Here is a 24,731-nt window from a genome sequence, read left to right as displayed (position 1 = left end):
TAAAAGTTTATTTTCCAAAGAAATACACCATTAAACCGGCGACAATTATATATAATATGGCATAAGGTAGTGCTTTTTTCATAATTTCTCCTTCTTTTCCTTGTTGATTACATGCCGAAGTTGCAATGGCAATACTCTGGGGAGAGATGATTTTTCCGCCAGTGGCTCCAACGGTATTGGCGGCCGCAAACCAACTTGGTTCACCTCCAATTTGATTGGCAACATGGGCTTGAAGTTTACCAAATAATATATTGGAAGAGGTGTCGCTTCCTGTTAGAAATGCACCTAAACAACCAATTGCCGGCGCAAATAAGGGATAAAAAGCACCTGTTGCCGTGGCGATGGCGGTTCCCAATACCACGATCATGCCGGATAAATCCATTATGGTGGACAGAACAATAAGGCTGGTTACGGTTATATATGTTTTCTTTAATTGAAGGATTGATTTCCAAAGCACTTCCATCAATTCCTTGAACTTTGCTCCTTGCAACAATCCACCTATTACTGAACCCAGAAACAATAAAACGCCACCATCCGTCAGCCAAAAAATCTTGACGGTTTTTTCGACTCCTTCAATGGTAAGGTGTATAGGGGTTGCAGCGATAGATTGCAGAAAACCTCTAAAACTGCCCAATAACGGACTAGTACCAATAATGAAAAACAGAATTAAGCCATAAACAGCCCAAGCGTTGATAATCTCTTTGGTGCTTTTGCGTTCCAAGGCTGCGTTGTCGTCTTTTTTAGTGGCTATTTTTGCCCAAATGACAATTACAATGATTGAGGCAATACTTCCCAAAACAGCAGGTGTTTCTATACCGATATAGATAACCGAATAATATTGCACAGCAATGGAAACAATACCCACAACCAAACTTAAGGCAATATTTTTGGGTAGTGATTTTAAACTGGAATCCGTCAGGAATACAATGATAAAAGGAATAATAACCATTAAGGGGATTAATTGGAAAACAACTTCGCTTCCCAAACTTTGCAAATCGGAGTGGCCAATTTCAATAGCGATTGCTTTTACGGGTATTCCAACAGCTCCAAAAGCGGTGGGAACACTATTGGACAATAAACTGACCAATGCCGAAAATAGCGGTTTGTATCCAAGACCAATTAGAATAGCAGCAGGAATCGCCACGGCAGTGCCAAAACCAGCCATTCCTTCCAGCAATCCGCCAAAACCCCAAGTCAATAATAAAACCTGAATGGTCTTGTCGGTAGAAATATTGGAGAATTGAAATTTTAAGACTTCCATTTTTTTTGTAAAAACCAGTACATTATAGCTGTAAATAGCCATTATAATGATTAAAATGATGGGAAAAATAGCTTTTAGCGTACCAAAAACTATTGAAAGTCCTATTGAAGATGTTGAGAAATTAAACCCTAATGCCGCCAGAAGAATCGTGACTATTAAAGTGTATAAAGCGCTTTTGTCACCGGGAACTTTGAGAAATCCTAGAAGAATTATTAAAAGAAAAACTGGAGTCAAGGCGAGGAAAATAGCTAAGTAATCCATAGTAATAAATTTTAATAAAAAAATTAGTCTATTAAAATTAATAAAAAAAATAACATAACAAACTCATTTTTAATATTTTATTCGGATAAATAGCAATAAAAAAGGCGAAACTTTGTGAGCTTCGCCTTTGAAATATAAAAAGTAAATCTTAATTTTTTAAATCCTTGATTACCTTGAAAGCAACATCTACTTCATTTTCGCTTACCAAAATTGTGAATTCGTTGGAAGTCGAAATTACCTCATTGATGATGATTCCTTCCCAAGCCAAACGTTGGAAAATGAAATAATAAATCCCGGGAACAACAATGTTCTCTTTAGGCAATTTTACCGTAATAGAAGCCAGGTTTTCCAGTTTTTGAATCAGTTTTTCGTTGGCAAAATGTTTGTCAACCAAATGATTGACGGTGTTGCTAACCACAATATTGGTTTCGTTCACGCCTCTTGATGACGTATAAAATATATCCGAAAAGGTATCGATGTCGGTGATCAAATCGGCTTGTTTGTTCAAAACGGTATCCGAAGCCGCAAAGGTATAATCCGTCAATGCGGAACGAACGGTAATTTCGCCAATATTCTTGATTACTTTATTGATTTTGTGATTGAGTCTAAAGTCCAATTCTTCGGTCAGTCTTTTTAAAGCCATGACAACAGCGCCTTGTTTCACTTCTTTGCCAAATTCACTTTCTAATTCGACCATGATGTTTCTGGACAAAGAGGTCAAATTGATTATTCCTAACGACAGGGCGTTCAGTAGAAAAGGCTTGGTTTTAATATAATTTTCTACAATGGAGGAAACTGTTTTCATAGCAAAATAGGTGTTTTTACGTAGTTTGTACTTAGTTTTTGGTTTAAAAATCTAGGCAAAGATACATAAAAAACAATTTGTTACAAATATAACATTAAATTTTTTTGTTAAAAATGATAAAAAGCATTTATAAGGTGTTCAATTACAAAAGATTTGCCCTCTTTATGAATGGCAATAATGTCAAAACGGACGTCAACATCTATATTTTCAGAAACTACGTATTCGTTTACGGCTTTTACCAAAAGTTGGATTTTTTTGGGTTTTACAAAATCCTGCGGCAAACCAAATTCCAGGGATGAACGGGTCTTTACTTCAACGATGGCAAGGGTATTTTCTTTTTGGGCAATGATGTCGATTTCGGCTTTTTGAAACGTCCAATTGGTTTCCAGAATTTCATAGCCTTCTTTCTGAAGAAATTCAACAGCCAATTCTTCGCCCAGTTTTCCTAATTCGTTGTGTTCGGCCATTTAGATTTTAGATTGAAGATTAACGAATTTTGATTTGCTTCGCCAGTTCGCTATCGCCCGGGTCAGATTTTGTGTTTGTAAATAAAATTTGCGCCTTTGTGGCTTCGTGGCAAAAAGATTATTCAAAAATCAAGGTATTGCAATTCTCGTTCACATCCATAGTCACAGTATTTCCCATAATCAAGGCCCTGTTGTCGTGAACGTGTCCTGCCGGGAAATTATAGAGTATGGGAATATTGTATTTTTGGGTTATGTCTTGCACAATTTCATTGGCGTTTTTCCCCCAAGGAATGTCGTTGTCTTTCATTTTGGTCATTCCTCCCACAATAATTCCTTTGATGCTTTCCAGACAACCATTGCGTTTCAGGTTCATCATCATTCGGTCAATGTGATAAAGATATTCGTCCAAATCTTCTATGAACAAAATTTTATCGGTACAGTCAATAGCCGATTTTGATCCAAACAAACTATACAAAATAGAAAGGTTTCCGCCCACCAATTCGCCAGTTGCTTTCCCGTAACGATTCATCGGGAAGGGATCGATTTGATACGATAATTTTTCGCCAAACAAGGCTATTTTTAAAGTTGCTATAGATTCGGGAGCTGTTTTTTCTACACTAATAGGCATGGTGCCATGAATGGATTTGTAGCCCATGGTATTCAGGTGGTTGTGCAAAACGGTTACATCGCTAAAACCAACAATCCATTTTGGATGTTGTTTGAATTGGGTAAAGTCCAATAAGTCAATCATTCGAACGGTACCGTATCCACCACGGGCACACCAAATAGCCTTGATATTTGGGTTGTCAAGTTGCTGTTGAAAATCGGTTGCGCGTTGTTCATCGGTTCCTGCCAATTGATTCAAGTCCAATCCGATGGTACTCCCAATAACGACTTCCAAACCCCAAGAATGCAATAAGTCTATGGTAGGTTTCAGGTTGTCATCAACATTTTTTCGGGCAGTTGCCACAATAGCGATGGTGTCTCCTTTTTGTAAATAAGGTGGTGTTATCATAGTAGTTTGAGCTTGAATATTGGCAGATTGAAAAATAAAAACAAGGATTAGCAATTTATAAAAAACAGCGTTACCATTTATGTATAAAAATTGAATAGTACGCATAGTTCAAAAATGCAAATTAATTTACTCTTGAGTATAAACCGAATCCAATACAAATATATTTTTTTTAAAGTGAAGAAGCTTATTCCAACAAGAATTTTTTAACAATTGATTGATCTCCAGAATTGATTTTGGCAGCTATAAATTTCAATTCGTTGATGAAGACTTGTACAGATACCATATGGCTTAATATAAAATAAATGTAATTTAGGCATAAAAAAGGCTTCCCGTGATATGGAAGCCTTTTGGATTTGTTTTTTGCAACAATTAATTTATTAAAATGTTGTCCAATTGTAATGTCGTGGTTAAGGCAGGGGAAGCGTTTGCATTTCCTGCATATTCAAACACAAAATATCCATTTCCGGTTAGGGTTGCTGGAATGGCATAATTACCACTTGCCGTAAAAGTAGCTCCATAACCTGAAGTAGGCGTTGTTGGAATGGTGAAGTTGGAGGTGATATTCGTCATTTTGGCAACATCTATTTTTCCTCCAGGAGTATAATCAGTAGCCAAGACATAATATACTTTCAAGACGGCGCCAACCCAGAATCCCATACAGGATCTGAATGAAAAATTGCTTGCCGTAGTCATGTTTACCGGAACAAATAAATAAGCATTGTTTGCACCGCCAGAACCAAACGAAGTCATTTGGATGTATTTGTTGCCGCCAAATGTCGTTACGGCCCAATATCTTGAACCCACTGCGGCATCATTGATATAATTTGGGAAATTACTTTGTTGTGGAGTTGAAGTATAACTTTCGAAAGTTTCGTTTACGGTTGCCGGGAAAACAGTAGAATTGACGCCTACAAGTGCTGGAGTATAATCAACTCTAGGATTTGGCATGTTCACGTCGCGTTCCGTTCTCAAGATAATTTGATAAGTAGAATTGTATTTGGTCAATACACCTCTTATTTTTCCTTTACCCGTTGGAACTTTATAACCTGCAAAATTGGCAAATCTACTGGTTCTCACGGTTAGATTGGTTGTCCCGTTTGTAACAAAAATACTGGAATCGAAATCATCGTCCCTGTTGGAGTCATAGGTTCCGCCGGCGGCTTCATCGGTAAATTGTACATTGTCGATTTCTACCAAAGTATTCAAGAATGCAGCACCGCTAACTGCTTGAGCGATTGTGATTTTATGAACAATGGCATCTTCGCTTACTGAATTACAAGAAGCGATCAGGTGTTTCGGATACTCCTGGGTTGGCAGTCTGTCCACGTCATATTGCTCTGTTGGTTTTGCTCCAAAAATCAACCCAACACCAAAGTCGGTAGGGTTTCCATAAGCCAGTCCTTTCATTTTTAGAAACACTTTTTTGCCGGGTTGGAAGTTCTTGGTATAAAGATTCACTTCGTCCACAGAAAGATTAAATCCCTTGGAACCATCCGTAGGCTGGAAGTACATGCTTTTATAGAAATTTCCACCTTCGTCGCTAGAAATTACGTAAGCTTCAATTATGTCGTCTGCGGTGTAGGTTGGTGTGTTCGGAACTACACTTGGCGGAGTAGCCACAGGGTTTATTGCCACGGCATATATTTGTGAAACTTCCTTTGTTTTGGTTAAACCGGGATCTACGCAAGTGTCAAATTTCGGGGTATCGTAAGTATCATTCACACAGCCTGAAAACAAGCCAATTGACATTGCGATGATGCAGCTATTTTTTATTTTATTTTTCATAACGCTTAATTCTTAAAAGTTTAAATAGATGTTGACCATAAAAGTTCTTCCGTAACCGTAAAAATATTTTGGACCAAAAGCGCGAGTTGGCCCTTGATGGTCTTTGTATAATTCGCTATACGAAGCGTTTCTTGCTTGTTCGAATCCACCGGTTTTGTATTGAATGTCAAATAGATTGTTGACGTTGGCAAACAATCCCAATGTTTTTTCTTTTATTCTCCAAGTTTTTCCCCCCACAAGGTTGACAAGTGTAAAGGCATCAAATTTTTCTTGGGCTAAATAACTTGCCGATAGGGCCGCATCATAAGGAAAGTTGGCTTGGTCTGATTCCGTAATATACTGTGACGTTCTTATTAATGGCGCAACATCCAAATAATTATTGGACAAATAATTAGCATTTGCTCCTATCCACCAAAATTTTGGATCACGATATTCCAACCCGGCAGAATAAGCTTGTTGCGGCATTCCGGCTTGTTTATAACCTTCCATATAGGTTTTCCCGTTGAAAATGTCTTCAGTTACTCCATCTGCGTGGATTACCAAATTGGGATTGTTGGTGTACGTATATTCTCCGTAAGCAGCCACTGCTGTTGCTTTGATAGTGGAGGTAATTTGATATTCCAATCCAACTTCAACTCCTTTGTTTCTTTTGTTTTGGCCTGTAACCACTTCAGAAACAAATTCGCCATTTCCTAAACTAACTGCATCGGCATAATAAAAAGAAATATCCGTCGTGTTTTCGGTTTCATTGAAGTAAGCCGTGAATCTTGCTTTTAGACTTGGCATTCTGATGATATAACTGGCATCGGCACTTTTTATGATTTCGTTCGTGATGTTGTCCGTGGTGTCGTTGTTTAAACGAGCATTAGGAAAAACGTCTTTCGTGTTGGGTGCTTTTGACATATAAACTCCGTTGAAATCAAAATAATGTTGTCCTGTCAATTTATAAGTAACTCCTCCCTTGAATCCGAAATTGTCAAAGTTCAACTTTTCGCTTTTCCCTAATGAATTGTCTGGGTAATAACCGTTTTTGTATAATCCTTCTCTTTGATAAGAGCTTCTGGTGAAAGATTGTCCAAGGTAAAAATCTACTTTGTCATAAGTGAATTTAAATTGGGTAAAGGCATCAATTTTGGTGGCATTTACATTGTAGTTATAACCATATTTATCGCCTACTCCAACTATTCTATTTGGATTGTTCAAATCGGGTTGTTGCTGGTCTTGGTCAGTCCCAAAAGTGTCAATGTCATTAAAATGGGTTCCTCCCAAAAGATCTAAAAGATTTTGAAAGTTTGCCGATTTTGATTTTGTAAAACTTCCTCCGGCATTCATGACGATGTTGTCTGCCAACTGGGAAGAAAGTATCGTGTTGGCGATTAGTGTTTTGTCGTCTGTCCTGTCTTCATACAAAACATAGCGGCTTCCGTTTGCAATATTTTCGTTGTTGATGCGATACATTGCAGTCCAATCCATTTGCGGATTGGCAAGGAAATTTGTTTTTGCAGTTTCGGCAGCGGTATAATCTGGTGTGTAGGTGGCATTTCCATTACCGTCGTAAGAAAACAATGTGGTGTAATAACTTGGCATTTTTTTGTAATAGTTTGGATCTGGATTATCTGCTTTTTGAAAATCGATACGGCTGTTTCCAATTTCTCCAAATTGATACGAAAGGTTGGTGTGAAGCCTTGTTTTAGAATTGAATTTCCAATAGTGGCTTAAAGTAAATATAGGTTCTTCCACATCTTTCACTCTGGAATTTCTTTTCTCGCCTTCTTGATATCCCCAATACGAATTGTATTTAAAGTTGGTTAAATCGGTAACTTCTTGAGTATTTGGCGAATTCTTTCCTCGTCTGTTTTGTGCATAAATAGAGGTGAAGTTAATGCTGTGATTGTCGTTGATTTTCTTTTCGATACTGGCAAACAAAGAATTGGCAGCATAATCGGTTCCGTCAAAAAAGCCTTCTTGAGCCCACCTTCTTCCTCCAGAAATAACAAAAGCCCAACCGTTTTTGTCCATGCCCGAAGCATATGTTGCCATAGCTCTGTAGCTGTAATTGGTATTGGTCCCCAAAAACGAAATTCGTGCTCCCGGTCTGTAAACCGAAGCTCTTGTCGTGATATATTGTGTTCCCGCTATTCCTCCAAAAGAATAGTCGGAAGGTTTGGAACCATCCGTAAACTCTTGATTTCTGGTGGCATCATTCAGCCCGCCCCAGTTGCTGTATTGGGGTCTTCCGTCGGAGACACGATTCATCGAAACCCCGTTTATTAAAATATTCGAATATTCATTGTCAATTCCACGAACACTAAATCTGGCTTGTCCAAAATTGTAGGCCGCCGCTTGTTGGAAAACGTCTTTTGAGGCCTGAAGCAATCCTGCAGTACTTTCTGAACCACTGTTGTCATCGCTCAAATCATTGTCGGTAATGGCAATCAAGGTCATTTGTTTTTCTTGGGTCAAGTCTTCTTCCAAAGCTATGGTTCCCATATCCAATATTTTGCCTTCAATAATTTCAATCTGGAGTAATTGGTCTTTGTAGCCATTGGTTCTTAGACGCAACAATTGATTTCCAAGTTCTACTTTGTCTAAAGAGAATTTTCCGCTTGCATCCGTAAGCTGCATTAAATTGGTGTTTTGTACAGAAACAATGACGCTTTGCATTGGTTTTTGTGTTTTAGAATCGACCACTTTTCCGGAGACACCCGTTTCTGATTGCGCAAAAGCAAAGACTACTTGCATTACAAATAATGTACTGAGTAAAATTTTTTTCATAAATAAGAAGGGATTTAGATTTTGCCAAAAAATAATGATTTCTTGACTAAGACAAATTTACATTTATAATTATTATTATCTACATTTGTTCTGAAGTTTTTGTTAAACTTTACACTTAAATAACATGTAACTATGAGAATAAAATGTCTAATTGTCGTTTTCTTTGTTTTTTCTTCATTAATTACGGTCAATGCACAACAGAAAAAATACATCGTGCATACGGTTGCCTTCTATAATTTCGAAAACTTGTTTGACACCATCAACAATCCAAATTTTGACGAAGAATGGTTGCCAAAAGGATTGCAGCGTTGGACTTCTGAAAAATACAAGCAAAAACTGGAAAACCTTTCCAGAGTCTTGATGCAAATAGGGACAAACGACCAACAAAAAGAAGGGCCAACTTTTATTGGATGCTCCGAAATCGAAAACCGTGGCGTTCTCGAAGACTTGGTAAAACAGCCCAATATTGTTAAAAGCGATTATGGAATCGTGCATTTTGATTCTCCCGACAAAAGAGGCATTGATGTGGGATTGTTGTACCAAAAAAAATATTTTAAACCGACCAGTTTCATCAACATTCCCTTGATAATTTATAGAGGAAACAATGACGAAAAAGAAAAAGAAACCGAAGAAGACAAATCCGACAAAGACAAAATCGAAGTTAGCAAGGACAACAGAGTTTATACAAGGGATATTCTATTGGTAACAGGATTTCTGGACGGGGAAGAAGTGAATATAATGGTCAATCACTGGCCGTCCCGTTCTGGTGGTGAGAAAAAAAGCAGTCCGTTTCGGGAAGCGGCAGGAAGATTGGCCCGAAAAGTGATGGATTCTGTTTATAAAGTAAATCCAAATGCCAAAATTATTTTGATGGGCGATTTGAATGATGGAACCTACAACAAAAGCGTAAAAGAAGGCTTGGGAGCCAAACTGAAAAAATCGGAAGTCAAACCATTTGGTATTTACAATCCTTTCGAACAAATGGCCAAAGATGGAAACGCAACCTTGTTTTACAGGGATTCCGGAGATATTTTCGACCAAATCCTGGTTTCTGAAACCTTGATCAAGAGCGACTTTTCCACTTTTCAATATTGGAAAGCCGGAATTTACAACAAGCCGTTCCTGATAGAAAAATTTGGACGTTATGCCGGTTATCCCTTGCGCCATTCCGAAAATGAAATAGGCTACAGCGACCACTTTCCGGTTTATATTTATTTAATCAAGGAGGTCAAATAATTTCTAATTCCAACAAAAAATGAAAAATTTAATACTGGTATTTGTTCTGGCGTTTTCTTTAAATTGTTTGGCACAAGACACCATCACCACTGCCAAGGTCAAGGAATATATGGACAAAGAAGTCTGTGTTCTTGGAAAAGTGGTTTCCTTCAAACTGGCCTCCGAAGGCAAAAACACCAATTACATCAACATAGACAAACCGTATCCAGAAAGTGTTTTTACCGTCGTGATTTCGAACTTTTATCTCGAAAAACTGAACATAAAAATCGAAGATTTAAAGGATAAAGAAATTTATATAAAAGGGAAAATCACCACCTATAAAAACGACCCGAAACAAATCCCGCAAATATACAATCCCATAAGCATTACCATAAAAAAATCCTGATACCTTGATTTCTCAAACAAGGAACTCCGTAATTTAAAAGAATTCGGAACGCCTATAAATGCGAAATAATCACAAATGGTGCTTTTGAATTTTTAATTAAGAAAGAATTAAGATTTCTTTACTATTTAAAACCATACTTTTGCCAAAAAATTAAAAATCCACCATGGACGATTATTATTCGAAGGAAAATAAAGAAAATCAGGAATAGTCGTTGCATAATGTAAACGTTATTCTCTAAAAAAACGCTTTACATTATGATTACTTATTACAAAAACAACAAAGGGTTTGTTCAAACCGAAAAAATTGAGGAAAACGACTGGATTAACGTAGTTTGTCCCACAAAAGAAGAAACCAAATTCCTTTTCAAAGAATTACAAATTCCCGAAGATTTCTATAATGACATCGAAGATATTGACGAACGTCCACGTATCGAAATTGAAAACGGTTGGACGCTGATTATCATCCGAATCCCTTTCAGGAGCAATGATGCCAAACTGCCTTTCAACACGGCACCATTGGGCTTGATGTTCAAAGACGACACCTTTGTCTCGCTGTGTTTTCACCAAACCGACATTCTTCCCGACTTTGTGGCTTATACAAGACGCAAAAAAATCACCGTAAACGACCATTTCGATTTAGTCCTGAAATTGCTTTTGTCCTCCAGCGTTTGGTTCCTGAAACACCTAAAACAAATCAACCAGCGAATCAAACTGGCCGAAGACAACCTGGAAAAATCAATCAAAAACGAAGAACTGCAAGCCTTGCTTCAAATAGAAAAATGTATGGTGTTTTTCATCACTTCTTTAAAAGGCAATGATGTTTTGTTTCGCAGAATCAAGAATCTAAAAAATTACAAAGACACTTTTGACCCGGAATTGCTGGAAGATGTGGAAATCGAATTGCGCCAGGCAGAAGAAACCACGAACATCTACAGCAACATTTTGACGGGAATGATGGACGCTTATGCCTCGGTAATTTCAAACAATTTGAACGTCATCATGAAAAGGCTGACTTCCATTTCCATCATTTTGATGATTCCCACATTGATCGCCAGTTTATACGGTATGAACGTGCCCAACAACTTGCAAGACAATCATTTTGGATTTTGGATAGTGCTATTAATTTCTTTAGTAGTCTCAATATTTGGAGTGTTTTTGTTCAAGAAAAAGAATATGTTCTGATTCAATTGCCGTTGAATTTAATCCAATGTCTTTAAGTTAAGGAATCGTCTTCGTCTGTTCGAGTGTTTTATTAAAAAATGCGATAGCTTTTTTTAATAAAATGTATCGAGAACGCTACTATTAACATGCTTCTCGATACATTTTTTAATAGTAAAGCTGTCGCATTACTATTAAAAACCACTCGAAGTGACGGCTAAGTCTTAATTTAATGACATTAGACTAAAGGATTTTAATGTTTATAGAAATGAATGTATTGTCGAAATTTCTGCGACTTTGTAGGGGTCGAATACCATGACTCGTCATCTTTTTCTATAAACATTTGACCTTTCCAAGGTCATTTAAAATTTCACCCATTTGTATCCTGTTTCGTGTTTAAGTAATATCTTTATCAATCCATAACTAGTACTAAAAAAAGTTACAATGACAACAATAGCAGAACAATTCGGAATGAAAGAAGCTCTGGCCCAGCTTGGCATAAAAACTATAAACGAAGGAACTTCAACAGGAATTAACAGTTTTTCAAACGGAGAAATTTTGGAAAGTTATTCGCCGGTTGACGGACAATTAATTGCATCAGTAAAAACAACTTCAGAAGCCGATTACGAAAAAGTAATGCAAACTGCTTCCGAAGCTTTCAAAATATTCAGATTAATTCCGGCACCACAACGAGGCGAAATCGTGCGGCAGTTTGGAGACAAATTACGCAAAAATAAAGAAGCTTTGGGTAAACTCGTTTCCTATGAAATGGGAAAATCATTGCAGGAAGGGTATGGCGAAGTCCAGGAAATGATAGACATCTGCGATTTTGCCGTGGGACTTTCCCGCCAATTGCACGGACTCACCATGCATTCGGAACGTCCAGGACACCGAATGTATGAACAATACCATCCTTTGGGAATTGTCGGCATCATTTCGGCCTTTAATTTTCCCGTGGCGGTTTGGTCTTGGAACACGGCTTTGGCCTGGATATGCGGCGATGTTTGTGTTTGGAAACCTTCCGAAAAAACGCCACTTTGCGGCATTGCCTGTCAAAACATCATTGCCGAAGTAATCAGGGAAAACAATCTCCCGGAAGGTATTTCCTGTCTAATCAATGGGGATTATAAAGTGGGGCAATTAATGGCAAACGACAAACGAATTCCATTGATTTCCGCAACAGGTTCCACTCGAATGGGGAAAATAGTGGCGCAAGCTGTTGCCGCGCGTTTGGGAAAATCATTGTTGGAATTGGGAGGAAACAATTCGATAATCGTGACGCCGGATGCCGATATCAAAATGACCATAATTGGAGCCGTTTTTGGCGCTGTGGGTACGGCAGGACAACGTTGTACTTCGACACGTCGTTTGATTATTCACGAAAGTATTTATGACAAAGTAAAAGATGCTTTGGTTTCGGCTTACGGCCAATTAAAAATCGGAAATCCATTGGACGAAAAAAATCACGTTGGCCCATTGATTGATACACAAGCTGTTGAAATGTATGCAAAAGCGTTGGAAAAAGTAGTTGCAGAAGGAGGAAATATTGTCGTGAAAGGGGGAGTACTTTCTGGCGAAGGTTACGAAAGTGGTTGTTATGTAAAACCGGCGATTGTCGAAGCGGAGAATTCTTTCGAAATTGTACAGCACGAAACCTTTGCACCAGTTTTATACTTGTTGAAATATTCGGGTTCGGTAGAAAATGCCATCGAGATACAAAACGGCGTGGTTCAAGGACTTTCATCTGCGATTATGACCAATAATTTGCGCGAAGCCGAATTGTTCTTGTCGGTTACGGGTTCTGATTGTGGTATTGCCAATGTCAACATTGGAACTTCAGGAGCCGAAATTGGAGGTGCTTTTGGAGGTGAAAAAGAAACGGGCGGCGGGCGAGAATCCGGTTCCGATGCCTGGAAAATCTATATGCGTCGTCAAACCAACACTATTAATTATACCACGAGTTTGCCCTTGGCACAAGGAATAAAATTTGATTTGTAACCTCCTCGATTAATGCTAAATTGCCACACGGATGACACGGATTAAGCCGTGTAACTTTAGATTATGGAGTGTTCATTGAAAAACAGCGATAATCAGTTTAATCCGTGTTATCTGCGTCCCATTCACAGCCAACTAATATCCACTATGCATTAATTGAACTTAGGTTTGTAAAAAATATTTCCACAAAAAAAGCGGCTTAATTTTCATCTTGCCGCTTTTTGTTTGTTTGAAATGGACTAGTTCAAATTGAAAGAAACCCCAACATTAAACGAAGTTCCATTGTTGTATTTTGAAATGGCATCTTTGTCGTATTTGGCAAAAGGAGCAGAAACTTCAGAAAAAACGCCAAATCCTTCAGTGAAGAAATAACGAGCGCCAAGATGACCTCCAAAGTTTTTCAACCCCAAATTCAACCCAGGATACACGTCAAATTTTGGAGAAATGTTTAACACGCTTCCCAAATTGGCATTGAATCTTGCTTTGGCATCAAAGCGATAATCACTAGAAACATTTTCAATGTGGCTTCCTCCCAACAAATAAGAGCCAAGGATTCCAATGGAGAAATTTTCCCCCAAACCAAAGTCGGTAGACGCCAAAACTCCTGTTCCACCATTTTGAACGGTCATCCCGATGTTTAATTTAGTGTCTCCTTTTCCTTTAAAAGCTTGTGCATTTACCATACAAAATGCGCCTAATAATACAATTGTAAAAATTCTCTTCATTTTATTTAATTTTTTTGCAAATATAGTATTTAATTTCTTCCTTTTTCATTTGGGTATAATCTTGGCAAGGGCTCGCTTTGCCAAAACTCTTTGGTGTCCACATCCATCATGGTCAATGGCCCCTTGAAGGCGGCTCCGGTGTCCACGTTCCAAACATTGGCCATTTGCACCGGAACGGTTTTGTTTATCCTGGAAACAGGCGTGTGCCCAATATAAATTTCCTTGTACAAGGTGAAACGTTTTGGATAAAAAACGTGATCTGTTTTTATGGTTTTGTCTAATGCCAGTGCGGTTTCCCACAAGGATCGATCCCAATAAAACAGTTTTGGAAAATATTCAAAATCAACGCCGTTCATGTTTGTAAACCCGGCGTGAATAAACAATCTATTTTGTTCGTCGAGATGATAGTTTTTTAAAGTTTTCAGGAATTCGATGTGTCTTTTGATGGTTTTTCTATCCACTTTCGAATAGGCCAAAACCGTTGATTCGCCTCCATGATTGTACCAAGTTAAGTTTTCCTTGCTTTTTTCCAACCATTCCAAAACTAATTCGTCATGATTGCCCAAGATGCAAATGCAATTGTGCGTGGTTTTCAGTTCGATTAAATAGTCGATGACTTGGGGCGATTGGCTCCAGCCATCCACATAATCTCCCAGGAAAATCAAGGTGTCTTTTGGGGTAACGTTGGCTCTTTCCATAATTTGGTGCAATGCACGCAAACCGCCGTGAATGTCTCCTATAACTAGTGTTCTCATACTATCTTAGTTTGTTTACCGCAAATTCGCAAATTATTTAGTTAATTCAAAGTGTTAAATTCGCAAATTTGCGGTTGAACTTTTATTTTACTGCACATCATATTTCATCTTTCTCAAAATTCGCAAGGCTTCCTTGAAAGACAAATATACAGAAGTGAAAGGTTTCAAAAGCAATTTGGCATCAATCAATTTTTGCTTGGCATCATCAAATCCGTTGAGGTGACAAATCATGAAAGTGGAGGGTAAATTTTCCAAATCCTTGTGTTCACGCTCGCTTAGAGCAATCCCTTTTTGGAGTTTGTTGAGCAGGGAAATATTGGAATTATAAATATGGAACAACATTTTTTTGTTGAATTCCGGTGGTTGGAACAGGAATTCCCGGTCAATTTTATAATAGCCATTGTCGTGAAAATGCAGGGTTTGTTTCTCCAATGGATAATAACTCGTTTTGTCGTTCAAACCCAAAGGCACATATTCCATAATGGTGAAAGAATCCTCGTCAAAAGTAATGGTCACCACGTCCTGGGCAGAATAAAACAGCTTGATTTGCTCGTTGATGAGTTCGATGTCAACTCTTGAAAGGAAGGTTGTTTCTCGTGATTTTTTGGGAACTCCAGCCCAGCAAATAACAAATAATTCCTTGAAAACCTTGTATTTGGGAGCCATATCCTTGTGGCGAAAATTCATGAAATCAATTACGCCGTCGAGTGTGTATTCAATGCTGTTTCGGGAACTGTTTTCAATGCCGATGACGGTTTCCGTGTTTTGATAATTTTTTTCGACTTCTTCTTCCACGGGAACGGTATTGCTGCCGCGTCGAATAAAAACGCTGTTGGCAGGAATCGTGTGGATTCCTTTTTTGAAATGCGAGGTCTTGCTCTTGGCTTTTATGGTTACGAGTCCTATGACTTTGTCTTTGGGCAAATTCGGAAAAGGCACGTTTTCGTATTGAATTTTTGGTGGATTTTCGAGATAGGCATTCACCAAATTTTGGATGCGACTGTCGTCAAAAAAGTCGTCACCCACAATTTCGTTGTCATGATCTTCAACCCCCACGACAATATAGGAATTATTGGCAGGATTGGAATTGGACAGTGCACAAATGTGTTTCAAGAACTTGGCTTTTCCCTCGCGAGTGTGCAAATTTAACTGGCGTTTTTTGTCATAAAAACTGCTCTCGTCATTGTGAGCCAAAAGGTTTTTGATTAAAAGGCGTTTATTGATCATTTGTTAAATAGCAATGTAGATGTTTGGACAAGATACTATTTTATTTTTTTACACGTTTTCTTTATAGTATTAATTTTTAATTCCCCCAAAACTATGAAAATTATTAAAGTTTATGTGTTAAGTTTTTTTGTAATTACATTCGTAAGTCTGTTTTTTACAGCCTGTAACAATGAAGGTAGTGATTCTCCACAAACTTCAGCAATGACCGTTAGATTGACGGATGCTCCCGGCGACTATAAAGAAGTAAATATAGACGTGAGAGACATTTTGATCAAAGACAACTCAACTCCAGATGATCAAGGATGGGTAAGTATTGGCAATCTTCCACCCGAAGGCAAAATTTATGATTTGCTGACATTGACAGGAGGAGTCAGTGCTTTATTGGCAGACGAAGTGGTTCCTTCAGGATATTTAGGACAAATTAGATTGCTGCTTGGCGACAAAAATACGGTAGTCCTTAAAGACGGGACATTGCTCCCTTTGAAAACTCCAAGTGCCCAACAGTCAGGTTTGAAATTAAACGTTAATCAAACATTGATGGCAGGTGTCACTTATGATTTTATGCTTGATTTTAATGTGGCACGTTCTATTGTCGTGCAAGCGGGAAGTTCCGGAAATTATAATTTACATCCGGTTGTCAAAGTGTCAACGAAGGTAACATCCGGTATCATAAAAGGTTCCGTTACCAATATAACCGTAGCAAAACAAGTAGAGGCATCAGTTGTAATAGGAACCGAAACGATTTCGGCATTTGCAAATGCAGAAGGTGTATTTGAGTTAAATGGAGTTCCTGCAGGAACTTATACGGTTACATTAACTCCAGACCCTACTTCAGGATTGTTGGTAAAAACGATTCCGGGCGTAGTTGTTGTAAATGGAGAAATTACGACTTTAGCCAGTGTTTCTTTGTAGTAAGAAAGGGTTTTAATCACTTGGTGTATAACTCCCCGAAGCACTGCTTCGAAAACAGAAAATAGTTCCCAAAAAACCTCGGTGGCTTTGCCCCGAGGTTTTTTTATTTAACACTATAAATAGGTGTTAAAAATGTATTAAAGTACAGATTGTCAATATGTTAATTTATTAACTTTATGCTGTTAAAGTATTAATTTAAAATTATTCAAGCCATGAAAAATATTAAATTTTACGCGTTAAGTTTTCTTGCATCAACATTTGTAGGTTTGTTTTTTGCAAGATGCGACATTAACAATGATTATTCTCCGCCAGATAGTGTTCCTTCAGAAACTTCAGCAATTAAAATAAGACTCTCCGATGCCCCAGGGGATTATAAAGAAGTAAACATAGATGTAAGGGACATCATGATAAAGGGAAATACTGATTCTGGCGATGAAGGATGGATAAGCATTGGTAACACACCCGCAGGAGGCATGGTATATAATTTGTTGGATTTAACAGGTGGAGTTACGGTTATGTTGGCAGACACAATAATTCCTTCAATTTATTTGGGACAAGTGAGATTAATTCTTGGTGACAACAATACGATAGTTCTTAATGATGATGAGTCTACAACTATTCCTTTGAATACACCAAGTGCACAGCAATCAGGTTTAAAAGTAAAAGTTGATCAAACCTTGCTTGGAGGAATATCGTATGATTTCTTGTTGGATTTTGATGTGGATCAGTCTGTTGTTAAAGCCGGAAATTCGGGCAACTATAACTTGCATCCAGTACTTCGGGTTACAACAGTTGCAAATTCAGGAGCGATTAGGGGAACTATAACCAATATAATGGATGCAAAAAAAGTATTGGCAACAGTTGAGGTGGGAACCGAAACTGTTTCAACCTACACAAATGATGCCGGCGTATTCCAGTTAAATGGTGTTCCACCAGGAACTTATACCGTAACTTTAAGTCCAGATCCTACATCTGGATTGTTGATAAAAATGATTACGGGTGTAGTTGTCGTCAACGGGGAAGTTACCGATACGGGCAGTATTTCTATGTAGAAAAAAGAACTAAATTATCAAAAAAAAGCCGTCTCAAAACATAATTTGTGACGGCTTCCTCTTTTTGGAGAGCATGAAAATTAAATATCGGAAGAACGATTGACAATAGTGGCAGAAGCCTGTGCGGAGGCCATTACGACCAAATCGGAAATGTTTACATGATAGGGTCTGGAAACCACAAAATGGATGATGTCGGCAATGTCTTCCGGTTGCAAGGGTTTGAAGCCTTTGTAAACATTGGCCGCTTTGTCTTTGTCGCCTTTGAAACGAACTTCGCTAAACTCGGTTTGTACCAATCCGGGATGGATGGCGCCAACCCTTATTCCGTATGGATTTAAGTCCATTTTCATGCTTTTGTTCAAGGCATCCACGGCATGTTTTGTCGCGCAATACACATTGCCGTTCGGATACACTTCTTTTCCGGCAGTGGAACCAATGTTGATGATGTGACCCGATTTTCGTTCCATCATTTGCGGAATGACGGCTTTCGAAACATACAAAAGACCTTTTACGTTGATGTCAATCATGGCGTCCCAATCGTCGATATTTCCATTTTGGATTGGGTCTAGACCATGGGCATTTCCGGCATTGTTTATCAAAAGATCAATGTTCGAAAAGGAGGCAGGCAAAGCATTTATTTTTTCAAAAACCGCCTTTTTATCCCTTACGTCAAAAGCCAAAGTATGGATTTCAGTATATTCTGAAAGTTCTTTTTCGAGCGATGCCAATCGATCTTCCCGTCTGCCGCAGAGAATAATTTTGTAGTTGTTTTTTGCCAATATTCGAGCCGTTGCCCTACCAATTCCGCTGGTGGCTCCAGTCACCAAAGCTGTTTTATTCATGGGTTGTTTTTTATTTGAAAAAAGGTTAAAGTGCACTTAATTTATCTAGATTTTTGTTCCAAATCCAAATTCATTGGACCAGTAATAAATTTAGGTAAATCGGTTTTGTTTACAAGGGTGTTTCCATTAATTAATTTTCAAGAATCTTCCATTTCGACCCTTATTTTTTTGAAACTTTAAATTTATGGAAATACAATCACAAAACATCCTTAAAATTGGGGAGTTGTGAGAAGTTTTAACCATTTTTTAACATCCTACTTCTAAAAAAAAATTCAATTTGCACCATCAAAAACAAGTTACACAATTTACAGTAATCAAAATAAGGAAATGGAAGAAAATACAACGACTTTGGACATTAGGGCAATCAATGAAAAAATAGAAAGAGAAAGTGCTTTTATCGATTTGCTTACCATGGAGATGAATAAAGTAATCGTGGGTCAAAAACACATGATCGAGCGATTGTTAATCGGACTTTTGGGACAAGGACACATATTGCTGGAAGGAGTTCCCGGATTGGCAAAAACATTGGCCATTAATACTTTGTCACAAGCTGTTCAAGGGTCGTTTAGCCGAATCCAGTTTACTCCCGATTTATTGCCTGCGGATGTTGTGGGAACGATGATTTACAATATTAAAGCCAATGAATTTTCCATAAAAAAAGGACCTATTTTCGCCAATTTCGTTCTTGCCGACGAGATTAACCGTGCACCGGCCAAAGTGCAATCGGCATTGTTGGAAGCGATGCAGGAAAAACAAGTTACCATTGGTGACACCACTTTCAAACTTGACAAACCATTCTTGGTTTTGGCTACCCAAAATCCAATTGAGCAGGAAGGAACTTATCCTTTGCCGGAAGCACAAGTCGATCGTTTTATGTTGAAAACGGTTATCGATTATCCAAAAATGGAAGACGAGAGATTGGTTGTTCGTCAAAACCTGAAAGGAAATTACGAAAAAGTAAATGCAGTAGTTTCCATCGAACAAATTTTGCGTGCGCAGGAAGCCGTTCGCGAAGTTTATATGGATGAAAAAATCGAAAAATATATTCTTGACATCATCTTCGCCACTCGTTATCCCGAGAAATACAAATTGGCTGATTTGAAACCATTAATCAGTTTTGGATCTTCTCCACGTGGAAGCATCAATTTGGCGAATGCGGCCAAATGTTATGCTTTTATCAAACGTCGTGGATATGTAATTCCAGAAGACGTTCGCGCCGTGGTTCACGATGTGTTGCGTCACAGAATTGGAATTACTTATGAAGCCGAAGCGGAAAACATCACTTCTGTTGACATCATCAACAAAATCGTAAACGAGATTGAAGTACCTTAAATCAGTTAACAGTTGGCAGATTTCAGTAGGCAGTAAATTGCAATAATCTGAAATCTGAAATCTAAAATCTGCAATCTGAAGCAATGGAAACAAAAGACCTCTTAAAAAAAGTACGAAAAATAGAAATCAAAACCCGAAGACTGAGTGATCATATCTTTTCGGGAGAATACCATACATCGTTCAAAGGTCGTGGAATGACTTTTAGCGAGGTGCGTCCGTACCAATATGGCGATGATATTCGTGCTATTGATTGGAACGTGACGGCTCGTTATAATGAAGCACACGTAAAGGTTTTCGAGGAAGAACGCGAATTGACGATGATGCTGATGGTGGATATTTCGGGTTCGGAAAGTTTTGGTTCCAAAAATCAATTCAAGAAAGACATCGTTACCGAAATTGCGGCAACTATGGCATTTTCGGCCACAAACAACAATGACAAGATTGGCTTGATTTTGTTTTCTGACCAAATCGAATTGTACATTCCACCGAAAAAAGGACGTTCACACGTTTTAAGAATTATTCGCGAATTGATAGAATTTCAACCTAAAAGCCATAAAACGGATATCGCCCAGGCCTTGAAATTCTTGTCAAGCACTCAAAAAAAGAAAGCCATCGTGTTCGTGATTTCTGATTTTATTTCCGAAGATTACGAACATACTTTGAAAATAGCCTCCAAAAAACACGATATTACGGGCATTCGAGTGTATGACATTCGCGAAGAAAAAATGCCGAATCTAGGAATGGTTTCCATGCTGGATGCCGAAACTGGCGAAACACAATTGATAAACACGGGTTCAAAATCGGTACGAATCAATTACGAGAGATACTATCAAGAGAAGCTGAAATATTTCAAGGAAACTTTTAGCAAATCGGGTGCAGGTGTTGTAAATACTAGAGTTGACGAAAGTTATGTAACCAAATTATTAGGCTATTTTAAATCGAGATAAAGATTTTAGATTGAATCACAAATCAATTGTTCCCCAAATTAAAGAATGAGAAAATTAATACTATACTTTTTGTTTACCGCCACTGTTTTTGCTCAACAAAAACAAGTGTTAACCAGTATTGATACTACTAAAAACAAGATTGGAGCCGAGTTCAAACTAACGTTTAAAACTTCGGTGGACACTTCTGCTAAAGTGGTTTTCCCGAATCTGAAAAACTTTGGTGCCCTTGAAGTAATCCAGTCGTATCCCATAGACACCATTCGAAAAAATGACCGTTACGAATTAATAAAAAAATACGGTCTGACCCAATTCGATTCCGGGAGATACACCATTCCGAGCGTAAAGATTTTGATTGATAAAAAAGCCTATTTGTCGGATTCAATAAAAGTTGAGGTTGCCGATGTGCCAGTGGATACTTTGAAGCAAAAGATGTACGACATCAAGAATATTGTTGCCGTTGAAGATACTATCGGCGATTGGTGGAAATATCTTTTGGCTTTAGTGTTGCTTGCCTGTATTGGAGCATTGGCATATTGGTATTACAAAAAACGTCAAAGCGTTAAAATAGAAGAAGAAGTTTATAAAACACCGATAGAGAAAGCGACCAATTTGCTGAATAATCTCGAAAAGAAAGAACTTTGGCAACATGGTGAAGTCAAAGAATATTACAGTGAATTGACGGATATTGTTCGAAATTACATCGAGGAAGCCATTGAAATTCCTGCAATGGAAAGCACGACTACAGAATTGATTGAAGGGCTTAAAGGTGCTTCTCTCAAAAAGAAAATGAAGCTTTCAAAGGACACTTTTGATAATTTGTTGAGTGTTTTGAAACAAGCCGATTTAGTAAAATTTGCCAAATCAAAACCAATGGATTTTGAAATTACCGAAGACCGCAAGAAAATAGAAAGAGCCATAGTCACTTTGGATAAAGCCATTCCGGTAATTGTTGAAACACAAGACGAAATGTTGCTCAACGAAATGCAACGCCAGGAACGACTGAAAAGAGAATTAGAAAAACAAAGAAAAAAACGTATTGTCACTGCGGTGGTTTCGGTATTGCTGTTGGTTTTCACGGTAACCGCATTTTTTGTTGTCACCAAGGGTTTTGATTATGTTGTTGATAATGTCTTTGGGAATTCATCCAAAGAATTGTTGGAAGGCGAATGGATAACAAGCGAATACGGAAGTCCTATTGTAAGAATCAATACGCCGAAAGTTCTGGTAAGAACCGATTTAAAGAAGATACTTCCCAAAAACGGAACGGCATTGATCAAGGACATGCAATCTTTTGCTTATGGAAGTTTTAACGATAATTTCTACATTATGGTTTCAACCTTGCAATACAAGCAAGAACCGAGCGCTGACGGACAGGCAAAAGAAACAAAAATTGATTTGGCAAAATCATTGGATGGCGCTTTGCAATCGCTCGAAGCCCAAGGTGCGCAAAACATGATTGTCAAGCAAGAAGATTTCGAGACTAATGAAGGAGGGGTTAAAGGAATCAAAGGATATGGAACGTTTTCGAAAATTGATGGCGAGAGTCAAAGCAGTGCCAAATTTTACTATGAAACATTGATTTTTAGTCAAGATGGTGGATTACAGCAAATTATCATCGTTCACGAAGAAGGCGATAAATATGCCAACGAAATTTCAGATAAAATATTAAGCTCCGTTGAACTTCAAAACGCACAACAATAATGGGAAAATTATCTTTTTTAAACCCAGAGTTTTTTTGGTTGTTTCTTTTGATTCCAATGGCGGGAGCATGGTTGTATTGGAAAAGAAACGAGCAATCGGCAACATTAAAAATGAGTTCGACACAAGGATTCAAGGGTTCGAATGGGTTGGCAGCAAGATTAAAACCAGTTTTGAACGTGTTGCGATTATTGGCGTTAAGTTCTTTGATTATTGCAATGGCAAGACCTAGAACGGTTGATATCAGTAATCAAACCAAGACTACCAGAGGAGTGGATATTGTTATGGCAATGGACGTTTCTGGAAGTATGCTTGCCAAGGATTTGAGACCAAACCGAATGGAAGCTCTTAAAGATGTGGCTGCAGATTTCGTTGAAGAAAGACCAAACGACAGAATTGGACTTGTGGTTTATGCATCCGAAGCCTATACAAAAACTCCTGTAACCAGTGACAAAGCCGTTGTTCTTGAAGCCATAAAAAGCATAAAATACGACAATGTTTTACAAGACGGAACAGGAATTGGAATGGGATTGGCGACAGCCGTAAATCGATTAAAAGACAGTAAGGCCAAAAGTAAAGTGGTAATTCTTTTGACGGATGGGGTGAATAATGCGGGTTTTATAGAGCCAGAAACTGCTGCCGACATTGCCAAGCAATACGGAATAAAAGTATATACGATTGGACTGGGAACAAACGGAATGGCAGAATCACCTTATGCTCTTTCGCCAAGCGGACAAATTTTATTCCAAATGATGAAAGTGGAAATTGACGAACAATTGTTGAGAAATATAGCCAGAAAAACGGACGGAAAATATTTCAGGGCAACCAGCAACAGCAAATTGGCCGAGATTTATGCCTCCATCAACAAACTGGAAACCACCGAAATCGAAGAATTGAAATTCTATGATTACGACGAAAAATACAGGCCTTTTGTATGGATTGCAGGATTCCTGATTTTGTTGGAAGTTGGATTACGAAACACGATTTATAGAAGTTTTATATAAAAGCAAAATAAAAATACTTGGTAAACTTGGTGAAAACTTAGTGCCTTTGTGGTTAAAAAATTATGGAATTAGACGAATCAAAATATTTATATCTTCTTTTTTTAGTGCCTATTTTGGTGCTACTTTTTCTGTACAATCAATATTGGAAAAGAAAAAAACAGCGTGAATTTGGTGACTTGGATTTGGTTAAAAAATTAAGTCCCGAAAAATCTATTTTCAAACCGATTTTAAAGTTGGTTGTACTGCTTTTGGCATTGGTTGGAATCATTTTAGGATTGGTAAATCCAAAGATCGGAACCAAAATGGAAACCGTGAAGCGAGAAGGAATCGACATCGTTTTTGCAATGGATGTTTCCAAAAGTATGTTGGCCGAAGACGTGGCGCCAAGCCGATTGGAAAAAAGCAAGCAAATCGTTTCGCAAATCATCAATCAATTGGGAAACGACAGGATAGGAATCGTGGCTTATGCCGGAAGTGCATTTCCAGTATTGCCCATCACGACCGATTACAGCGTGGCAAAAATGTTTTTGCAAAGCGCGAATACCGACATGGTTTCTTCACAAGGAACTTCGTTGGACGAAGCCATAAAATTGTCGGCGACGTATTTCGACGAAAAAAGCAAAACCAGCAAATTATTGATCATGATTTCCGATGGCGAAGATCATTCGGAAGGAGCAGAATCGGCGGCTGAAGAAGCGAATAAAATGGGAATGAAAATCATTACCATTGGTGTTGGAACCGAAAAAGGGGGAGCCATTCCATTGAGAAGAAATGGAGTTGTCGAAAGTTTTAAAAGAGACGCCAACAATGAAGTGGTGATTACAAAATTAAATAAAGAGGGTTTAACCTCCATTGCCAAAGCCACAAAGGGCGGATATGTCGATGGAAACAATACCAAAGCAGTTCTTGATTACGTGAAAAATGCGCTGGACAATATTCAAAAAACCGAATTCGAATCGACACAAATGGCTGATTTCCAGTCGCAATTTCAGTGGTTCTTGGGTTTTGCTTTTGCCTTGTTGTTGTTGGATGTTTTCCTGTTGGAAAGAAAGACAAAATGGGTCGAAAAGCTGAATTTATTTAACGAAAAATAAT

The 24,731-nt window shown here is 38.1% G+C and carries 21 protein-coding genes; 11 read left to right on the top strand and 10 right to left on the bottom strand.

All coding sequences use genetic code 11. The annotated features are described in order from the left end of the window. Positions 1 to 7 precede the first annotated feature (7 nt). The 6 genes from BUC16_RS02045 to BUC16_RS02020 all read right to left on the bottom strand — a co-directional run bounded on the left by BUC16_RS02045 (position 8) and on the right by BUC16_RS02020 (position 8,369). Positions 8 to 1,522 (bottom strand): L-lactate permease, encoded by a 1,515-nt coding sequence (locus BUC16_RS02045; protein WP_073367548.1) that lies wholly within the window; start codon positions 1,520 to 1,522, stop codon positions 8 to 10. 148 nt (positions 1,523 to 1,670) lie between these two features. Then, complete coding sequence (locus BUC16_RS02040; protein WP_073367547.1) at positions 1,671 to 2,327, bottom strand: aspartate kinase; 657 nt, start codon at positions 2,325 to 2,327, stop codon at positions 1,671 to 1,673. A gap of 107 nt (positions 2,328 to 2,434) precedes the next feature. Then, complete coding sequence (locus BUC16_RS02035) at positions 2,435 to 2,794, bottom strand: YraN family protein (protein WP_073367545.1); 360 nt, start codon at positions 2,792 to 2,794, stop codon at positions 2,435 to 2,437. Positions 2,795 to 2,912: 118 nt separating this feature from the next. Then, on the bottom strand, positions 2,913 to 3,809 hold the full coding sequence (locus BUC16_RS02030) for a S66 peptidase family protein (RefSeq protein WP_141226059.1): 897 nt from the start codon (positions 3,807 to 3,809) through the stop codon (positions 2,913 to 2,915). Positions 3,810 to 4,178: 369 nt separating this feature from the next. Continuing rightward, the gene (locus BUC16_RS02025; RefSeq protein ID WP_141226058.1) at positions 4,179 to 5,594 is read right to left on the bottom strand and encodes a DUF5689 domain-containing protein; all 1,416 of its coding nucleotides are present in this window, start codon (positions 5,592 to 5,594) and stop codon (positions 4,179 to 4,181) included. 12 nt (positions 5,595 to 5,606) lie between these two features. After that, positions 5,607 to 8,369, bottom strand: coding sequence for a TonB-dependent receptor (locus BUC16_RS02020; protein ID WP_073367542.1), 2,763 nt, complete (start codon positions 8,367 to 8,369; stop codon positions 5,607 to 5,609). Between the two features lie 132 nt (positions 8,370 to 8,501). Between BUC16_RS02020 and BUC16_RS02015 the strand changes: the two genes are divergently transcribed. From BUC16_RS02015 to amaB, 4 genes are all read left to right on the top strand, one after another. Next, positions 8,502 to 9,605, top strand: a complete 1,104-nt coding sequence (locus BUC16_RS02015) for an endonuclease/exonuclease/phosphatase family protein (RefSeq protein ID WP_073367541.1) — start codon at positions 8,502 to 8,504, stop codon at positions 9,603 to 9,605. A 19-nt stretch (positions 9,606 to 9,624) separates the two neighbouring features. After that, on the top strand, positions 9,625 to 9,990 hold the full coding sequence (locus tag BUC16_RS02010) for a hypothetical protein (RefSeq protein WP_073367539.1): 366 nt from the start codon (positions 9,625 to 9,627) through the stop codon (positions 9,988 to 9,990). Between the two features lie 254 nt (positions 9,991 to 10,244). Further along, positions 10,245 to 11,171: a magnesium transporter CorA family protein gene (locus BUC16_RS02005; RefSeq protein ID WP_073367537.1), complete on the top strand. Its 927-nt coding sequence runs from the start codon at positions 10,245 to 10,247 to the stop codon at positions 11,169 to 11,171. Between the two features lie 420 nt (positions 11,172 to 11,591). Beyond that, entirely contained in the window at positions 11,592 to 13,145 is a 1,554-nt protein-coding gene (gene amaB, locus BUC16_RS02000; RefSeq protein WP_073367536.1) for an L-piperidine-6-carboxylate dehydrogenase, read from the top strand. Positions 13,146 to 13,381: 236 nt separating this feature from the next. Here the strand turns inward: amaB and BUC16_RS01995 are convergent, their stop codons facing one another. The 3 genes from BUC16_RS01995 to BUC16_RS01985 form a co-directional block, all read right to left on the bottom strand. After that, positions 13,382 to 13,867 carry a DUF6646 family protein gene (locus BUC16_RS01995; RefSeq protein ID WP_073367534.1) on the bottom strand — a complete coding sequence of 162 codons (486 nt, stop codon included), beginning with the start codon at positions 13,865 to 13,867 and terminating at the stop codon, positions 13,382 to 13,384. Between the two features lie 29 nt (positions 13,868 to 13,896). Then, positions 13,897 to 14,622, bottom strand: a complete 726-nt coding sequence (locus BUC16_RS01990) for a metallophosphoesterase family protein (protein WP_073367532.1) — start codon at positions 14,620 to 14,622, stop codon at positions 13,897 to 13,899. An 87-nt stretch (positions 14,623 to 14,709) separates the two neighbouring features. Continuing rightward, positions 14,710 to 15,849: an ATP-binding protein gene (locus BUC16_RS01985; protein ID WP_073367531.1), complete on the bottom strand. Its 1,140-nt coding sequence runs from the start codon at positions 15,847 to 15,849 to the stop codon at positions 14,710 to 14,712. Positions 15,850 to 15,942: 93 nt separating this feature from the next. Between BUC16_RS01985 and BUC16_RS01980 the strand changes: the two genes are divergently transcribed. Next, complete coding sequence (locus BUC16_RS01980; RefSeq protein WP_073367529.1) at positions 15,943 to 16,761, top strand: DUF4382 domain-containing protein; 819 nt, start codon at positions 15,943 to 15,945, stop codon at positions 16,759 to 16,761. Positions 16,762 to 16,973: 212 nt separating this feature from the next. Further along, on the top strand, positions 16,974 to 17,813 hold the full coding sequence (locus tag BUC16_RS01975) for a DUF4382 domain-containing protein (RefSeq protein ID WP_073367528.1): 840 nt from the start codon (positions 16,974 to 16,976) through the stop codon (positions 17,811 to 17,813). Between the two features lie 80 nt (positions 17,814 to 17,893). Here BUC16_RS01975 and BUC16_RS01970 read toward each other — a convergent pair whose 3' ends face one another. Next, positions 17,894 to 18,655, bottom strand: a complete 762-nt coding sequence (locus BUC16_RS01970) for an SDR family NAD(P)-dependent oxidoreductase (RefSeq protein WP_073367526.1) — start codon at positions 18,653 to 18,655, stop codon at positions 17,894 to 17,896. A 327-nt stretch (positions 18,656 to 18,982) separates the two neighbouring features. Here BUC16_RS01970 and BUC16_RS01965 point away from each other — a divergent pair, with 327 nt between their 5' ends. From BUC16_RS01965 to BUC16_RS01945, 5 genes are all read left to right on the top strand, one after another. Then, positions 18,983 to 19,987, top strand: coding sequence for an AAA family ATPase (locus tag BUC16_RS01965; RefSeq protein ID WP_073367525.1), 1,005 nt, complete (start codon positions 18,983 to 18,985; stop codon positions 19,985 to 19,987). 83 nt (positions 19,988 to 20,070) lie between these two features. Next, positions 20,071 to 20,934: a DUF58 domain-containing protein gene (locus tag BUC16_RS01960; RefSeq protein WP_073367523.1), complete on the top strand. Its 864-nt coding sequence runs from the start codon at positions 20,071 to 20,073 to the stop codon at positions 20,932 to 20,934. A 45-nt stretch (positions 20,935 to 20,979) separates the two neighbouring features. Continuing rightward, positions 20,980 to 22,635 carry a BatD family protein gene (locus BUC16_RS01955; RefSeq protein WP_073367522.1) on the top strand — a complete coding sequence of 552 codons (1,656 nt, stop codon included), beginning with the start codon at positions 20,980 to 20,982 and terminating at the stop codon, positions 22,633 to 22,635. Then, positions 22,635 to 23,636, top strand: a complete 1,002-nt coding sequence (locus tag BUC16_RS01950; RefSeq protein WP_073367520.1) for a vWA domain-containing protein — start codon at positions 22,635 to 22,637, stop codon at positions 23,634 to 23,636. Before BUC16_RS01955 ends, BUC16_RS01950 begins: the two co-directional genes overlap by 1 nt. A 62-nt stretch (positions 23,637 to 23,698) precedes the next feature. Next, on the top strand, positions 23,699 to 24,730 hold the full coding sequence (locus BUC16_RS01945) for a VWA domain-containing protein (protein ID WP_073367519.1): 1,032 nt from the start codon (positions 23,699 to 23,701) through the stop codon (positions 24,728 to 24,730). The last annotated feature ends 1 nt before the right edge of the window (position 24,731 follow it).

Origin of the sequence: Flavobacterium fluvii, assembly GCF_900129545.1 — a bacterium.
GTDB lineage: Bacteria > Bacteroidota > Bacteroidia > Flavobacteriales > Flavobacteriaceae > Flavobacterium > Flavobacterium fluvii.
The sequence above is the reverse complement of the archived record's forward strand: the minus strand, read 5'-3'. Positions and strand labels throughout refer to the sequence as shown.

Excerpts from the sequence above, each read along its gene's own strand:
- BUC16_RS02045 (WP_073367548.1), bottom strand. The coding sequence starts at position 1,522 with ATGGATTACTTAGCTATTTTCCTCGCCTTGACTCCAGTTTTTCTTTTA.
- BUC16_RS02040 (WP_073367547.1), bottom strand. The coding sequence starts at position 2,327 with ATGAAAACAGTTTCCTCCATTGTAGAAAATTATATTAAAACCAAGCCT.
- BUC16_RS02035 (WP_073367545.1), bottom strand. The coding sequence starts at position 2,794 with ATGGCCGAACACAACGAATTAGGAAAACTGGGCGAAGAATTGGCTGTT.
- BUC16_RS02030 (WP_141226059.1), bottom strand. The coding sequence starts at position 3,809 with ATGATAACACCACCTTATTTACAAAAAGGAGACACCATCGCTATTGTG.
- BUC16_RS02025 (WP_141226058.1), bottom strand. The coding sequence starts at position 5,594 with ATGAAAAATAAAATAAAAAATAGCTGCATCATCGCAATGTCAATTGGC.
- BUC16_RS02020 (WP_073367542.1), bottom strand. The coding sequence starts at position 8,369 with ATGAAAAAAATTTTACTCAGTACATTATTTGTAATGCAAGTAGTCTTT.
- BUC16_RS02015 (WP_073367541.1), top strand. The coding sequence starts at position 8,502 with ATGAGAATAAAATGTCTAATTGTCGTTTTCTTTGTTTTTTCTTCATTA.
- BUC16_RS02010 (WP_073367539.1), top strand. The coding sequence starts at position 9,625 with ATGAAAAATTTAATACTGGTATTTGTTCTGGCGTTTTCTTTAAATTGT.
- BUC16_RS02005 (WP_073367537.1), top strand. The coding sequence starts at position 10,245 with ATGATTACTTATTACAAAAACAACAAAGGGTTTGTTCAAACCGAAAAA.
- amaB (WP_073367536.1), top strand. The coding sequence starts at position 11,592 with ATGACAACAATAGCAGAACAATTCGGAATGAAAGAAGCTCTGGCCCAG.
- BUC16_RS01995 (WP_073367534.1), bottom strand. The coding sequence starts at position 13,867 with ATGAAGAGAATTTTTACAATTGTATTATTAGGCGCATTTTGTATGGTA.
- BUC16_RS01990 (WP_073367532.1), bottom strand. The coding sequence starts at position 14,622 with ATGAGAACACTAGTTATAGGAGACATTCACGGCGGTTTGCGTGCATTG.
- BUC16_RS01985 (WP_073367531.1), bottom strand. The coding sequence starts at position 15,849 with ATGATCAATAAACGCCTTTTAATCAAAAACCTTTTGGCTCACAATGAC.
- BUC16_RS01980 (WP_073367529.1), top strand. The coding sequence starts at position 15,943 with ATGAAAATTATTAAAGTTTATGTGTTAAGTTTTTTTGTAATTACATTC.
- BUC16_RS01975 (WP_073367528.1), top strand. The coding sequence starts at position 16,974 with ATGAAAAATATTAAATTTTACGCGTTAAGTTTTCTTGCATCAACATTT.
- BUC16_RS01970 (WP_073367526.1), bottom strand. The coding sequence starts at position 18,655 with ATGAATAAAACAGCTTTGGTGACTGGAGCCACCAGCGGAATTGGTAGG.
- BUC16_RS01965 (WP_073367525.1), top strand. The coding sequence starts at position 18,983 with ATGGAAGAAAATACAACGACTTTGGACATTAGGGCAATCAATGAAAAA.
- BUC16_RS01960 (WP_073367523.1), top strand. The coding sequence starts at position 20,071 with ATGGAAACAAAAGACCTCTTAAAAAAAGTACGAAAAATAGAAATCAAA.
- BUC16_RS01955 (WP_073367522.1), top strand. The coding sequence starts at position 20,980 with ATGAGAAAATTAATACTATACTTTTTGTTTACCGCCACTGTTTTTGCT.
- BUC16_RS01950 (WP_073367520.1), top strand. The coding sequence starts at position 22,635 with ATGGGAAAATTATCTTTTTTAAACCCAGAGTTTTTTTGGTTGTTTCTT.
- BUC16_RS01945 (WP_073367519.1), top strand. The coding sequence starts at position 23,699 with ATGGAATTAGACGAATCAAAATATTTATATCTTCTTTTTTTAGTGCCT.